At 71.2% G+C, this 14,228-nt stretch carries 11 protein-coding genes; 5 read left to right on the plus strand and 6 right to left on the minus strand.

Annotation, left to right across the window (positions count from 1 at the left end; all coding sequences use genetic code 11):
• Positions 1 to 5 precede the first annotated feature (5 nt).
• Both HAV39_RS35965 and HAV39_RS35970 read left to right on the plus strand, forming a co-directional pair.
• Positions 6 to 1,025, plus strand: coding sequence for a carbohydrate ABC transporter permease (locus HAV39_RS35965; protein WP_191843652.1), 1,020 nt, complete (start codon positions 6 to 8; stop codon positions 1,023 to 1,025).
• 47 nt (positions 1,026 to 1,072) lie between these two features.
• Positions 1,073 to 2,032, plus strand: coding sequence for a carbohydrate ABC transporter permease (locus HAV39_RS35970; RefSeq protein ID WP_191843622.1), 960 nt, complete (start codon positions 1,073 to 1,075; stop codon positions 2,030 to 2,032).
• A gap of 134 nt (positions 2,033 to 2,166) precedes the next feature.
• On the opposite strand, the gene HAV39_RS35975 is transcribed toward HAV39_RS35970, so the two are convergent.
• Positions 2,167 to 2,922, minus strand: a complete 756-nt coding sequence (locus tag HAV39_RS35975) for an SDR family NAD(P)-dependent oxidoreductase (RefSeq protein WP_191843623.1) — start codon at positions 2,920 to 2,922, stop codon at positions 2,167 to 2,169.
• Positions 2,923 to 3,194: 272 nt separating this feature from the next.
• Here HAV39_RS35975 and HAV39_RS35980 point away from each other — a divergent pair, with 272 nt between their 5' ends.
• Together HAV39_RS35980 and HAV39_RS35985 are read left to right on the plus strand one after the other, a co-directional pair.
• Positions 3,195 to 3,791: a GNAT family N-acetyltransferase gene (locus HAV39_RS35980; RefSeq protein WP_203736340.1), complete on the plus strand. Its 597-nt coding sequence runs from the start codon at positions 3,195 to 3,197 to the stop codon at positions 3,789 to 3,791.
• A gap of 719 nt (positions 3,792 to 4,510) precedes the next feature.
• Complete coding sequence (locus HAV39_RS35985) at positions 4,511 to 5,860, plus strand: GH1 family beta-glucosidase (RefSeq protein ID WP_191843625.1); 1,350 nt, start codon at positions 4,511 to 4,513, stop codon at positions 5,858 to 5,860.
• 94 nt (positions 5,861 to 5,954) lie between these two features.
• Here HAV39_RS35985 and HAV39_RS35990 read toward each other — a convergent pair whose 3' ends face one another.
• The 5 genes from HAV39_RS35990 to HAV39_RS36010 form a co-directional block, all read right to left on the minus strand.
• Positions 5,955 to 7,346, minus strand: a complete 1,392-nt coding sequence (locus HAV39_RS35990) for a serine/threonine-protein kinase (RefSeq protein ID WP_191843626.1) — start codon at positions 7,344 to 7,346, stop codon at positions 5,955 to 5,957.
• 110 nt (positions 7,347 to 7,456) lie between these two features.
• On the minus strand, positions 7,457 to 8,365 hold the full coding sequence (locus tag HAV39_RS35995; RefSeq protein WP_191843627.1) for a Gfo/Idh/MocA family protein: 909 nt from the start codon (positions 8,363 to 8,365) through the stop codon (positions 7,457 to 7,459).
• Between the two features lie 86 nt (positions 8,366 to 8,451).
• Positions 8,452 to 9,006, minus strand: coding sequence for a hypothetical protein (locus HAV39_RS36000; protein ID WP_191843628.1), 555 nt, complete (start codon positions 9,004 to 9,006; stop codon positions 8,452 to 8,454).
• A 99-nt stretch (positions 9,007 to 9,105) separates the two neighbouring features.
• Complete coding sequence (locus HAV39_RS36005; RefSeq protein WP_191843629.1) at positions 9,106 to 9,723, minus strand: hypothetical protein; 618 nt, start codon at positions 9,721 to 9,723, stop codon at positions 9,106 to 9,108.
• A 102-nt stretch (positions 9,724 to 9,825) separates the two neighbouring features.
• Positions 9,826 to 11,352: a cation:proton antiporter gene (locus HAV39_RS36010; RefSeq protein WP_191843630.1), complete on the minus strand. Its 1,527-nt coding sequence runs from the start codon at positions 11,350 to 11,352 to the stop codon at positions 9,826 to 9,828.
• Positions 11,353 to 11,836: 484 nt separating this feature from the next.
• Here HAV39_RS36010 and HAV39_RS36015 point away from each other — a divergent pair, with 484 nt between their 5' ends.
• Complete coding sequence (locus tag HAV39_RS36015) at positions 11,837 to 14,101, plus strand: ATP-binding cassette domain-containing protein (RefSeq protein WP_203736339.1); 2,265 nt, start codon at positions 11,837 to 11,839, stop codon at positions 14,099 to 14,101.
• Positions 14,102 to 14,228: the final 127 nt, after the last annotated feature.

Raw genomic sequence — 14,228 nt, forward strand, 5'->3', positions numbered from 1 at the left:
TCGCGTTGAACTTCGACTTCACCGCCGAAGCCCCGAAGTTGATGATGCTGCTGTACGGCGTCATCGCCTTCGCCGCTGTGGTGGGCCTGTTGCTGTTGGTGCTGGACGTGCTGCCCGCGCGCAAGGACCGGTGGATCGCGCTGGGCCTGCTCGCGCCGGCCGGCCTGCTGCTGCTCGTGGGCTTGATCGTGCCGGCGATCCGTACCGTTGTCCTGGCCTTCATGAACGCCGACTCCAGCGAGTTCGTGGGCCTGGAGAACTTCCGCTGGATGTTCACGGACAAGAACTCCGGCATGCTCCCCGACTTCGGCGCCGACCCGGTGCAGTACGGCGTGCTGCTGAGCACCCTGCTCTGGGTGCTGTTCGTGCCCAGCGTGTCGACCGCGGTCGGCCTGGTCTACGCGGTGCTGGTGGACCGCGCCAGGTTCGAGTCGTTCGCCAAGTCGCTGATCTTCATGCCGATGGCCATCTCGTTCGTCGGCGCCGGCATCATCTGGAAGTTCGTCTACGAGTACCGCCAGGAGGGGGCCGAGCAGATCGGCCTGCTCAACCAGTTCGTGGTCGCGCTGGGCGGGACGCCGCAGCAGTGGCTGCTGGACGGGCCGTGGAACACGCTGTTCCTGATCGTGGTGCTGGTCTGGATCCAGGCGGGCTTCGCCATGGTGGTGCTCTCCGCGGCGATCAAGGCGATCCCGGCCGACATCGTCGAGGCCGCCCACATCGACGGCGTGACACCGTGGCAGATGTTCTGGCGCGTCACCATCCCGAGCATCCGCCCGGCCCTGGTCGTCGTGCTGGTCACCATCTCCATCGGCACCCTGAAGGTGTTCGACATCGTGCGCACCATGACCGGTGGCCAGTTCGGCACCAGCGTGGTGGCCAACGAGATGTACACGTACTCGTTCCGGGCCGACGAGAAGGGCAAGGGCGCCGCCCTGGCGGTGCTGCTGTTCCTCTTCGTCATACCCATCGTGATCTACCAGATCAGGCTCATGCGCCGCCGCCGGCTGGAGGGCGCCCGATGACGAGCCAGGCTTTACGAGCGCGACGACGAGCGCAGCGAGGAGGAACGATGAGCACCGGTACGGAGACCGTTCTCGCCGCGCCCGACGCCGAGGTCCCGCCCACCGTGGCGGGCCGGGTCCGCAAGAAGCTGACCAGCCGCACCGCGAGCGCGGTGTCGCTGGTGATCGCACTGCTGTGGACCGTGCCCACGGTCGGGGTGCTGATCTCGTCGATCCGCCCGGAGAACGAGATCAAGTCCAACGGCTGGTGGAACTTCTTCGCCAACCCGCAGTTCACCCTGGAGAACTACGACCAGGTGCTGTTCGGCTCCCGGTCCGCCTCCGGCGGGCTGGCCGGCTACTTCATCAACTCGCTGGTCATCACGATCCCGTCGGTGCTGTTCCCGCTGGCCTTCTGCGCGCTCGCCGCGTACGCGCTGGCGTGGACCCGGTTCCGCGGCCGTGACTGGATCTACATCGCCATCTTCGCGCTGCAGATCGTCCCGCTGCAGATGGCCCTGATCCCGCTGCTGTCGTTCTTCAACTACGGCGTCTCGCTGGGCGGGGTGCAGCTGCTGCCCGCCTGGGATCTGGACGGCCCGGCCAAGTTCATCACGGTCTGGTTCGCGCACACCTGCTTCGCCCTGCCGCTGGGCATCTTCCTGCTGCACAACTTCATGGCGCAGCTGCCCGGCGACCTGGTCGAGGCGGCGCGGGTGGACGGCGCCAGCCACGCCAAGATCTTCCGCTCGGTGGTGCTGCCGCTGATCGTGCCGGCACTGGCGTCGTTCGCCATCTTCCAGTTCCTCTGGGTCTGGAACGACCTGCTGGTCGCCCTGATCTTCGCGGGCGGCCCCAAGAACGCCCCGCTCACGGTGCGCCTGGCCGAGCTGGCCGGAAACCGCGGCAACGAGTGGCAGCGCCTCACCGCCGCCGCCTTCGTCTCGATCATCGTCCCCCTCACCGTGTTCCTGTCCCTGCAGCGCTACTTCGTCCGCGGCCTCCTGGCCGGCAGCGTCAAGGGCTGACCTGCACGAAGGAAGGGCACCTTCTCAACGCTATGCGTTGCAGAAGGTGCCCTTCTTAACGTCTTCCGGTGGCTGTGCAGGCCCGCTGCGTGCGGGGCTGCGGGCACGCGCGCCCGGCACCCGGGACCGGACGGTCAACGGCCGAGCACGGAACCGCCGTTGACGTTGATGATCTGACCGGTGACATAGCCGCCGGACTCCCCCGCCAGCCAGCACACCGCGTCCGCGATGTCCTGCGGCCGACCGGCCCGGCCGACCAGCGTCTGCGCCACCCGCGAGGCGTGGCCCTGCGGCGTCATCCGACCGTCGAAGAACCCCGTCTCGGCGACATAGCCGGGTGCGATGACGTTGGCCGTCGCGCCGTCCGGGCCGAGCTGCGCCGCCAGGTCCATCACCCAGCCGTGCAGCGCTGCTTTGGCTGCGGAGTAGGGGCCGCCACCGCCCCGCTGCGCGGCGATCGAACTCAGCAGCACCACCCGCCCGCCCGGCCGGCGCAGCAACGGCAGCACCGCCTCGGTGAGCAGCACCGCGGTGAGCACGTTGGTCTCGAAGGTCGCCCGCCACTGCTCGGCCACGGCGGTCAGCCCCTGGCCGTCGCGGCCGACGTATCCGCCCGCGTTGTTCACCAGCACGTCCACCGCCCGCCCGGCCAGCGCCGCAGCGACCCGCTCGGCCCCCTCGGGCACGCTGAGGTCGGCGGCGATCGCGGTCACCGCGACGCCCGCGGCTGCGCGGATGTCCGCTGCGGCGCGGTCCAGCACGTCCGCCCGGCGTCCGATCGCGACGATGTCGTGTCCTCGTCCGGCCAGTGCCAGCGCGGTGGCCGCACCGATGCCGGTGCCCGCACCGCTGACCACTGCCAGCGGCCTGTTCTCCCCATGATCGTTCATGCGGCGACCCTACCGTCGACATGCCTCCACCCACGCCCCTCCCGGCCTCGGCACCTCGCCAAGCCCGACGTCCCGCCGGAAGCAAGCCGGACCACGGTTTCGGGGAAACTGCACGAATCGCACCGTTGATTCGCGCAGTTTCCCCCAAACTGCAGACGATCACGCGCGAAAGCGGACGCGATCACGCGCGGACGCGGGCGGCGGGTCCGGGCTGGCGGAGGTGGCCGGGAAGGGGCTCGTGCGGGGGCGGGAAGTGCGGCAGGATGCCGGACGTGAATAGTGTTCGCGTCGCCGTACCCGCCGATCTGCCGGCCCTGGCCACCACCCTGGCCGAGGCGTTCGGCGACGACCCGGTATGGACCTGGATGGTCCCCCCGCACGGCCGCCACGCCAGGCTGGAGCGCATCTTCGGCGCCCTGCTGCGGTACGCGATCCCGCGCGGCCACGTCCACACCACGGCAGACCGGCAGGCGGTCACGATGTGGGCCCCGCCGCACTCGTGGAAGCTGCCCACCCCCGCGGTCTTCCGGGCGGCCGTGCCGCTGCTGCGGGCCACCGGCACGCGGCTGCCACGGCTGCTGGGCCGCATGGGCGAGATCGACCGCCTGCACGAGCGCCAGCCGGCCGAACACTGGTACCTGGAGTTCATCGGCACCGCGGTGGCCGCCCGGGGCACCGGGCTGGGCTCGCTGCTGCTGACCGACGCGCTGGCCCGCCTCGACGCCGCCGGGCTGCCGGTCTACCTGGAGTCGTCCAACGAACGCAATCTGAGCTTCTACCGCCGCCACGGCTTCACCGTCACCGGGCAGCCGCCCATGCGCTCCGGCCCGCCACAGTGGACACTGTGGCGCGATCCCGCCGCGGTCTGAGGTCCGCGTCCCGCTCCCACCGGACACGAACAGGGATCGACTCCCGTGCCCGGCCGGGGTCTCGCCGTCGTTCGCGCGGGGCGGTCCGGGCGTCGCTTCGTGTCAATGTGGAAACATGCCCGACACATCGACGCCCGGCCCGTGGGAGCGCTTCCGCAGGTAGGGGCCGATTCGGTTACCAGCCAAGGATTTCCTGGTGGTTGCCTACAGATTCTGAGGCGATGAAGGGTCTTCCCCTCCGGCGAAGTTGTCGCTATCGTTCCAACAAACGTCCATGGGAACGCTTCCACGGATGTTCATCAATGTAAGAATTCGTCCCGTCGATGGCCCGCCCGGACGCCATCGCCGGCCGCTCCCAGAGGCGGTCGGTCGCCGATCTCCCTACGACCGGCGACCGACCCCCCTCCGGGTGCCGGAGAGGAGGTGAAGCTCGCGACTACGTCGCGTGCCAACGGCTCCCGCGCGTCACGCTGCCTCGTGACCCTGCCGCTCGGCAGACACAGGGCGTGAGCACCCGATGGGGGCGGGGACTGCCCTTCCCCGTCCCCATACCACTCGGCATTCTCCGCCTCAGCGCCCAGCAGCACCAGACTTACGCCACATGTGCGAAAGTCTTAACACCAATCTCCACCCGTCACCGGGATGAGGACAACTGTACCTGATCATGGGAGCGTTCCCATCCATGATCAGTCCTTATCCCAGTATTTGAGGAGCACCGCATGCCAGGTCATCCGTCGCCCACCTCGATGGGGCTGCAGTTCCCCGAGGGCTTCATCTGGGGCGCCGCGACGTCGGCCTACCAGATCGAGGGTGCCGCCGCCACCGACGGCCGCGGACCGTCGGTATGGGACACGTTCGCCAAGACTCCGGGGCGCGTGCGCAACGGTGAGCACGGCGATGTCGCCGCCGACCACTACCACCGCTGGTCGACCGACCTCGACCTCATCAAGGAGCTGGGACTGCGGTCCTACCGCTTCTCCATCGCCTGGCCGCGGGTCGTGCCCGGTGGCAGCGGCCCCGTCAACCGCAAGGGCCTGGACTTCTACCGCCGACTGGTGGACGGCCTGCGCGAGCGCGACGTCACCCCGATGGTGACCCTGTACCACTGGGACACCCCGCAGGAGCTGCAGGACATCGGCGGCTGGGAGAACCGCGACACCGCCTACCGCTTCGCCGAGTACGCGGCCGTGCTGGCCGAGGCGCTCGGCGACGCCGTGCCCAACTGGCTCACCCTCAACGAGCCGAAGACCGTCGTGCAGAACGGCTACCTGTACGGGTCGCACGCCCCCGGCAAGCGCGACGAGGCCGCGGCCTACGTGGTCGCGCACCACCAGCTGCTCGCGCACGGCCTCGCGGTGCAGGCGATGCGCCCGCACCTGAGCCCGCAGACCCGGATCGGCCCCGCGCTGAACCTGCACCCGTGCTACCCCGCCGACGAGAGCGCCGAGGCGCAGCAGGCCACCGTGCTGTACGACGGCTACGAGAACCGCCTCTACCTCGACCCCATCCTGAAGGGCCACTACCCGCAGGACGTGCTGGACGACGTCGCCCGGTTCTCCCCCATGCAGAAGCACATCAAGGACGGCGACCTCGAGGTCATCTCGTCGCCGGTGGAGCTGCTGGCCGTGCAGTACTACTGCCCGATCTACGTCACCGGCGCCGGTGAGACGGTGCGCAAGCACCCCACCAGCGAGGCGTTCTGGCAGCAGATCTACCCCGAGGGCATGTACGACATCCTGACCCGCATCAAGAAGGACTACGGCGACATCGCGCTGACCATCACCGAGAACGGGCTGCCCTGCCCCGACGTGATGGGCCCCGACGGCACCGTGCAGGACACCGGCCGCATCGCCTTCCTGCGCGACCACTTCGCGGCCACGCACCGGGCCATCACCGACGGGGTGAACCTGGAGAGCTACCACGTGTGGTCGCTGATGGACAACTTCGAGTGGCAGGAAGGCTACGACGAGCGTTGGGGCCTGGTCTACGTCGACTACGCCTCCCAGCAGCGCACCCCCAAGGCCAGTGCGCGCTGGTACAGCGGAGTGATCCGGGACAACGGCCTGTAGAGCCTCCTCGGCGGTGGGAGACCCTCGCGTCCACGCTGCCGGGTGACTGGGCCGGGTGACCTCAACGGTCGCCCGGCCCGTAGCGTTTCCGGCCTCAGGCCGCCAGCGCCCGCGCCAGCGCCGCGATGTCGTGGTGCAGCTGCTCGCCGACCTCCCAGGCCAGCGTGTCCCCTTCGCCCACCCGCTGGTCGATCTTCTCGTGGGCCGCCTGCACCTGGGTGGCCAGCAGCGCTCCGGTCGGCCTGGCCTGGACCAGGTTGTTCACGGTGTTGCGCAGATCGGTCGCGACGTCGGTGCGCACCTTGCCGTCGCGGGCCGCGGCGTCGATCGTCCTCAGCGCGGCGTCCTGCGCCTGCTTGACGGTGAGCACCGGCACCGGCGACGGGCCGGGGCTCTGCCCCGCCGGGGCCGGCGTGCTCGGGGCGGGCCGCGAGCCGTTCGCGGTGGGCGAGAGGGCGGGGGTCGGGGAGGTCGTGTCGGACGGGGCCGCCGACGCGGACTGCGCCCCGAAGCCGGGCGTGCTCGCCGGCGGCGTGCCCACCGCCTGGCCCGGATCCCGCGGCGACTCGCGGGTGGGCAGCGTCCACACCAGCACACCGAGCACGGCGACCCCGGCCGCCACGGCCGCCATCGGCAGCAGCCGCCGCGGCGAGCGGGCGGGCACTGCCCGCAGCACCCGGGCCACCTCGGCGGCCGACGGGCGGGTGGCGGAATCGCGGCGCAGCGCGGCGGCCACCACCGCGGCCACCGAGCGGGGCAGCTCGGGCACGTCGGGCGGCACGACGGGGCCGTGGTCGGCGGCGACGTCGTCCCAGCCGCGCACCCGGAACGGCGGCCGACCGGTGAGCATCTCGTACATCACCACACCGAGGGCGTAGACGTCCGTGGCGGGTTCGGCGGGCATGCCGTCGAGGCGCTCGGGGGCGACGTACGCCGGGGTGCCGAAGCTGGCGCCGGTGCTGTCGTCGTCGGGTTCGCCGACGCGGGCCGCGATGCCGAAGTCGAGGACGGTGACCTGCTCCCCGTGGACCATCACGTTGTCGGGGGTGATGTCGCGGTGCACCACGCCCCGCCGGTGCGCCACCTCCAGCACGGCGGCGATGCGTACGCCGATGCGCACCGCCTCCCGCCAGGGCAGCGCGCCCAGCGCGATCCGGTCGGCCAGCGGCTCGCCGGCCACCAGCTGGAGCACGATGACCGCGATCTCCTGCCCGTCCGGGGTGCTGGTGCGCACGAAGTCGTGCACCCCGGCCACGTCCGGGTGGTTCAGACGGGCCACCGCCCACGCCTCCCGCCGGGCCAGCTCGCGCAGGCGCTCGTCGCCGTACAGGCGAGGGTCGAGCACCTTCAGCGCGACGAGACGGTCGAGCGTCTCGTCACGGGCCCGCCAGATGACCGCCATACCGCCGACGCCGATCCTGTCGATCAGTCGATAACGCTCGACCATCAGGTCGCCGGCGCGCAGCGGGTAGGCGTACTCGGTCATGAACGGCACGTTGCTGCATGATCCGCTGCGGTGTCAACGGTTGCGCGGACACGATTGCGGATCGCTTGAACGATCCAGCTCCCCACCGGTCCGGGACCTCGCGGCACCGGTCACCGGACGGCGACCGTGCGTCCCTCCTGTTGGGACAGCTGCGCCGCCTCCAGCACCGACACGACCTCGCGGGCGAAGCGCACGTCGCACGGGTGCGCCGGACCGTCCTCACCCGGATGCCGCGCCTGCGTGAGCAGTTCGTCGATCGCCCGGCCGAAGCAGGCAACCGGGTCGCCGGAGCCGCCCGGCAGGTCCAGCACCCCGGCTTCGCCGTGCAGCTGGTATTCGAACAGCAGCGCCGTCGGCGGGGCGTCCAGCGTCAGCATGAGCACGCTGACCGCGCCGCTCTCGTGCCGGGCCAGCACGTGGCTGGTCGCGTGCGCGCCGGCCAGCGAGGTCACCTCGGTCACCGGGCCCAGCACGGGCAGCAGCCGCGACAGCGCGTGCGGGCCGATGTCCCACAGGCCGCCGTGCACCTTGCGCCAGGCCGACTCGCTGTACGGGCCGCCCTGCGCGAAGATCGAGGCGTACATGGTGACCCGGGCCGAGCTCCAGCCGCCCGCGGCGCACGCCTGCTCCAGCGACTGCGCGACGTCCGGGTCGAAGCGGCCGGTGAAGAAGACCACGCTGGCCACGCCGGTCTCCGCGACGGCGTCGACCACCCGGTCGGCGTCGGCGGTGCTCAGCGCCAGCGGCTTGTCCAGCAGCAGGTGACGGCCCGCGCGGGCGGCCCGTTCCGCGATCGGCGCCTGCACGTCGGGCGGCAGCGCCACCGCGATCGCGTCCACGTCGGCGATCAGCGCGTCGGCGTCGGCATAGGGCCGGGCGCCCAGCCGCGACGCGAGTGCGGCGGCCTTGGCCGGATCGCGGCCCCATACGCCGACGAGCTCCGCCTCGGGGTGGGCCACCAGTGCCGCGCCCTGGGTCTGCTCCGCCCAGTAGCCCGTGCCGAACAATCCGAATCGCATGAAGATCAGCCTAGTCGCCCACCGGTCCGGCGCGGCGGGGGCCCGTTGTCCGCCCTCGGACCGCCACGTCGGCTCTGTGGCGCCGCTCAGGCCTTGGCGACCTCGTCGAGATAGCGCTGCTGCAGCACGGTCGGCAGGCTCGGGTCGTGGAAGCCGCCGAAGGCCCACGGCTCGTACTGGTCGGGCAGCATGGCCTTGACCCGGTCGGGGTAGCCCAGCCCCGCCTCGGCGATGCGCACCCGTGGCGGCTCGGTCAGCTCGACGACGACCGGCCCGGAGATGCGGGCGGCGAAGTCCCACGGCTGGCCCGGCTCCCCGGCGGCGCAGAAGAAGTACGCGTACACCACGCGCACGTCGGCCACCCGGGTCGCGTCCGCGGGCTCCATGCCCATGGTCTCCGCCGTGCACAGCACGGTGTCCTCGGCGGCGACGTCGTGGCCGTGCTGGTGGTGCTCGGACGGCGACGACTGCGCCAGGATCACCGCGACGCGGTCGGCGAGCACGTCCTTCAGGTCCGCGGGCGCCGCCACGGCGAACAGCCCCGCCACCAGCGCCAGCGCCAGCAGCTCGGGCAGTAGCCACCAGGCGTTGCGGCGCACCGCGGACATCGACACGCCGCACATGCTCGCACCCGCGATCATGCGGCGCAACCATTGCCGACGTTGTTGATCACATGGTGGAATGTCGATGCCGCCGGCGGGGGCGCCCCCGTCCGCGAGGGCGCCACCCGTCGGCGGGGCTCAGGGCCGGCCCGGCGTCCCGTACTTGGCGACCACCTCGAACGGCGTCTGCGGGAACCACTCGGTCAGTCCCGCGGGCAGGCAGTTCAGCTCGACGTTGACGCCGAGGCCGTCGCAGTGCTGCGCGGACATGACGACGTACACGGCGAACGTGTGCGTGCCCGGACGCAGCGGCTTGAGCGCGGGCGACGGGAAGGTCGCGAACGGCAGGCCGTCCGCGCCCACGAACGTCCGCAGCGCCTCGGGGCCGGCGACGACGACCCGCTCCTGATCGGTGCCGCCGTCGATCACGTACTTGGCGATGTGGAACTTCGCGCTGAAGTCGTCGATCGGGGCGGGCAGTTCGGGGGTGTACCCGGCCGGGTAGACGGCTCCATCGGGGCCGGCCGCCGTGGTCCACGAGTTCGCCAGCACCACCCACCGCTCGCCGGCGCGCACCTCCAGGCAGATCGGCGGACTGACGATGCGCTCTTTGATGCCGTAGATCTGGTTGAGGTTCGCGCCCGAGGGCGTGATGCAGTCGTGCCCGGCCGGTGGAGCGGCCTGCGCGGCGCCGCCGGTCAGGGCCGTCGCCAGCGCGAGGCCGGCGAGTGCGGCGAACATTCGCCATGGTCTCATCGAGACCGCCTTCCATGTCGAAGCAGATACATAACCGCAGGTCACGCGGCTAGGACAGCATCGCTTCGGACGGAGCGACGACGGGTGGGACACGCCGGGCCACTAGTAGACGGCGCTGTGCAGGTCCAGCCGGCGCAGCACGTCGTCCACGGCCTCGGGCTCGCGCGCCCGGTGGTCGAGCACCGCGGCCCGCGAGGCCGCCAGCAGCTGCGCCCGCACGTCGCCGAGGCGCTGGCGCTGGCGTACCCAGTCGTCGTCCTCCGCCTCCTCGTCGACGAGGATGGCGCGCTGCCACTGCGCCAGCCGGTGCGCGGTCTCCGCGCTCACCGTGCCGTCGGCCCGCAACTGCTCCAGGCGGCGCTGCCCGGCCTCCTGGGCCATCGCGATGACCTCCTGTTCGGCCTGGCGGCGGCGCTTCGCGCCGGTGCTCAGCCCGAGCCGGTTCACGAGCCAGGGCAGCGTCACACCGGGCAGCAGCAGGGTGACGACGGCGACCACCGCCGCCACGAAGACGATCTGCGAGCGGGCCGGGAAGTCCCGTGGCAGCGCCAGCGCGGTCGCGATGGTGACCACCCCGCGCATGCCCGCCCACGCCACGATCAGGGTCTCGCCCCACCCGACCGGCACGTCCGCGGGATCGCGCGAGCGCATCCGCTTGGTCAGCCCGCCGACACCGAACATCCACGCGAAGCGCACCGCCACCAGGGTGAGGCAGATCAAGATCGCATAGCGGGCGTACGGCCACACGCCCGCGTCGAGGTCGTCGAGCGCCTCGATGAACTCCAGCCCGATCAGCCCGAAGGTGAAGCCGGTGACCAGCTCCTCCACCACGTCCCAGAAGTTGCGCCCGGACAGCCGCCCGGCCACGTCGTCGGGGTCGGCCCGGGTCGCGCCCAGCCAGAACCCGGCCGCGAGCACCGCCAGCACCCCGCTGGCGTGCACGGAGTCGGCGGTGAGATACGCGGCGTACGGGGTGAGCAAGCTGAGCCCGGCCCGCAGCTCGGCGGTCGGCAGCCGGTCGAATAGCCAGCCGAAGACGATCCCGGCGGCCAGGCCGACACCCGCGCCGACCGCGGCCGTGTAGCCGAACGAGGCGACCGCGCTCCAGACCGACAGCGTCCCGGTGAGCACCCCGGCCACCGCGACCTGGTAGATGGTCAGCGCGGTGACGTCGTTGAACAGCCCTTCCCCTTCGAGCAGGGTCACGGTGCGGCGGGGCAGGCCCAGCCGGCCGGCCATCGCGGAGACCGCGGCCGGGTCGGGCGGGGAGGTGATCGCACCGAGCACCACGGCCGCGCCCAGCGGCAGGGCGGGGTGCACGGTGGCCGCGACGGCCGCGACGGCGGCCGTGGTCACGAAGACCAGGGCGACCGCCAGCAGCAGGATGGGCTTCCAGCCGCGCGCGAAGCGCCGCCAGGAACTGCGCTGCACCGCGGCGAACAGCAGCGGCGGCAGCAGCACGGGCAGGATGACTTCGGGGTGCAGGGACAGCGAGCGGCCGGGCAGCAGCCCGAGCGCGGCGCCGAACACGGTGGCCACCACGGGGGCCGGCAGCCGCAACCGCGCGCCGACCGGTACGCAGAGCAGACCGAGCACCAGCAGCAGGAGGATGACGGTGCGTTGGTCCATACCGCTCATTGCACGTCATGACCTGGCGGTATCCGCGGCACGACACGATCAAGAGACGGCGATGGATTTCGTGCGAGTTTGTTGGTAGTCTCGCCGAAGTAACGTCGGCAGCCATCCTGCCGCGGGCAGAGAGCACCGCCCGCTCCGGTGATGATCGGGCACCGGAGCGGGCGGGCAACTGCGAGATTTATGGTCGGTGCGTGCGGTCGCCTCGCGGCGAGTGGCGCGACACGGCTCCAGCCGAACGGTATTCCGTGAAGGCTTTTGTAAGTGAGGCCCGGGGACACTGTCCACGCACCGACCTCGACCACCTTAGCTCCGAAATCCGCGTGCGCCGAACACCGCCGCCGTGACGATCTTCACGATGGTGCGGGAATATCACCCGGACGCGCGGGCCGGTCCCTGCTCGATCGGGTTCCCGACGGCGGCCGGATCCGACCGGATGGCGCTTGATCTGCACTGGTCTTGCCGCAAGGATGTGCGAGTGTCAACAGACCCCTCCACCTCCCGCACGCCTCGACGCCGCAAGAGCGCCGCCGCGCCCGCCGACCCCGCGGTCGGCTCCGGACAGACGGCCGCCGCCGACGGCTCGATCCGCACCCGGCTCGGGCGCGACGCCGACAACGACATCGTGCTGGCCGACCTGCAGGCCTCACGCCACCACGCCGAGCTGCGCCGCCTCGGCGACGCCTTCCACATCGTCGACCTGGGCAGCCGCAACGGCACCTTCCTCAATGGACGCCAGGTGCAGAAGGCGACGCTGATGCACGCCGGCGACATCGTCTCGATCGGGCGGCACGAGCTGCTCTTCGACGGCGTGCAGCTGCACGACCACGTCGACACCGGCCCCGCGTCGATCATCGCCGACGACCTCACGGTGCGCCTGGGCAACAAGGTGCTCATCGACGACGTCAGCTTCGCCCTGCCCGAGGGCAGCCTGCTCGCCCTGATCGGCCCCAGCGGCTGCGGCAAGTCCACGCTGCTCAAGGCACTGACCGGGCTGCGCCCCGCCACCCAGGGCCGGCTCTGGTACGGCGGGCGCGACCTCTACGCCGACTACGCCCAGCTGCGCTACCGCATCGGCATGGTGCCCCAGGACGACGTGCTGCACAAGCAGCTCAAGGTGCGCACCGCGCTGCGCTTCGCGGCCGCGCTGCGCTTCGCCGACGACGTGCCGCGCAAGGTGCGCTGGGCCAAGGTCGACGAGGTCATGGAGACCATGCGGCTCACCCAGCGCGCCAAGGCCCGCATCGACGTGCTCTCCGGCGGCCAGCGCAAGCGCGCCTCGGTGGCCATGGAGCTGCTCACCGAGCCGTCGCTGCTGTGCCTGGACGAGCCCACCTCGGGCCTGGACCCGGCGCTGGACAAGGAGGTGATGGGCGAGCTGCGGGAGCTGGCCGACAAGGGCAAGACCGTCGTCGTCGTCACCCACAGCGTGCTGCACCTGGACATCTGCGACCGGGTGCTGGTGATGTGCCTGGGCGGCACGATGGGCTACTTCGGCCCGCCGGACCAGCTGCTCGGCTTCTTCGGCGCCGAGGACTACGCCGACGTCTTCACGAAGATCACCGAAGAGCCGGAGCGGTGGACCCGGGCCTTCCGCAACTCCCCGCTGTACGCCCGCTACGTCAGCGCGGTCACCCCGTCCCACCGGGCCGAGCCGGCCGTGCTGCCGGTGCCGCCCGCGCCGGCCGACGTGGTCTTCGACCCGACGACGACCCAGCAGCCGCTGGTGCCGACGCAACGCACCGACGAGCCCGACCTCACCGAGCCCGTCGCGGTGCTGCCCGTGCCCGGCGCTCCGGTCGACGACGCCGAGCCCGCCTCGGTCAGCGTCGACGACGCCCTGGCCCGGGTCCGGCCCAACGTGGCCGCCGCGAAACCCGGCCGGGCGAACATCGACCGGCGGAAGTTCTCACTGTTCGCCAGGAACCCGAGCGCGCCGATCCGGCAGTACTTCACGCTCTGCCTCCGGATGATCAATGTGATCCTGTCCGACCGGGGCTTCAGCGCGTTCCTGCTGGCCATGCCGCTGATCCTGGCGGTGCTGGCCTACACGGTCCCGGGCTCGGACGGCCTGGTCAAGCTGCCCGGCTTCAGCCTGCAGGCACAACAGCTCCTGGTGGTGCTGGTGACCGGCGCGGCCTTCCTGGGCACCGCCGCCTCGGTCCGGGAGATCGTCGCCGAAGCGCCGATCTACGCCCGGGAACGGGCCGTGGGGGTGTCGGCCGCGGCATATCTGAGTTCGAAGCTCACGGTCTTCTTCATCATCAACACCGCGCAGGTGGCGCTGTTCGTCTACCTGACGCTGTTCGAGGGCCCGCCGACGGAGTCGCTGGTCATCCCGAGCCAGACGGCGGAGATCATCGTCGCCATGGTCGGCATCTCGCTGGTGTCCACGGTGCTCGGCCTGCTCGTCAGCGCGCTGGCCCGCACCACGGAGCAGACCACCCCGATCATGGTGGTGCTGGTCATGGCGCAGCTGGTGTTCTCCGGCGGCCTGTTCGTGCTGGCCGGACAGCAGGTCATGGAGATCATCTCCTGGATCTTCCCGACCCGCTGGGGCTTCGGCGCGGCGGCGGCCACGGTCGACGTCGGCGCCATGCTGCCCAAGACCTTCCAGGACCCGCTGTTCACGCACACCGCCGAGAACTGGATCAAGTGCATGGTCCTGCTCGGCGTGCAGATGGTCGTGCTGATCTTCCTGACCCGACTGGCGCTGCGCCGCCACGAACCCGGCCGCTCCTGACGGTCCGACCACGGAGCTCCGTCCCCGCCGTCACCCGGCAGGGACGGGGCTCCGCCCGTCTCCGGCTCACCCGTCCTGGGTGAAGATTCGTTTTCGTGGACGCTGGACGTCGCCAGGGCGACGTCCA

The organism is Catellatospora chokoriensis, from assembly GCF_011297315.1.
In the GTDB taxonomy this organism is placed as follows: Bacteria; Actinomycetota; Actinomycetes; order Mycobacteriales; family Micromonosporaceae; genus Catellatospora; species Catellatospora citrea.

Coding starts and splice junctions, on each gene's coding strand:
- HAV39_RS35970 (WP_191843622.1), top strand. CDS start 1,073: ATGAGCACCGGTACGGAGACCGTTCTCGCCGCGCCCGACGCCGAGGTC.
- HAV39_RS35975 (WP_191843623.1), bottom strand. CDS start 2,922: ATGAACGATCATGGGGAGAACAGGCCGCTGGCAGTGGTCAGCGGTGCG.
- HAV39_RS35985 (WP_191843625.1), top strand. CDS start 4,511: ATGCCAGGTCATCCGTCGCCCACCTCGATGGGGCTGCAGTTCCCCGAG.
- HAV39_RS35990 (WP_191843626.1), bottom strand. CDS start 7,346: ATGACCGAGTACGCCTACCCGCTGCGCGCCGGCGACCTGATGGTCGAG.
- HAV39_RS35995 (WP_191843627.1), bottom strand. CDS start 8,365: ATGCGATTCGGATTGTTCGGCACGGGCTACTGGGCGGAGCAGACCCAG.
- HAV39_RS36000 (WP_191843628.1), bottom strand. CDS start 9,006: ATGATCGCGGGTGCGAGCATGTGCGGCGTGTCGATGTCCGCGGTGCGC.
- HAV39_RS36005 (WP_191843629.1), bottom strand. CDS start 9,723: ATGAGACCATGGCGAATGTTCGCCGCACTCGCCGGCCTCGCGCTGGCG.
- HAV39_RS36010 (WP_191843630.1), bottom strand. CDS start 11,352: ATGGACCAACGCACCGTCATCCTCCTGCTGCTGGTGCTCGGTCTGCTC.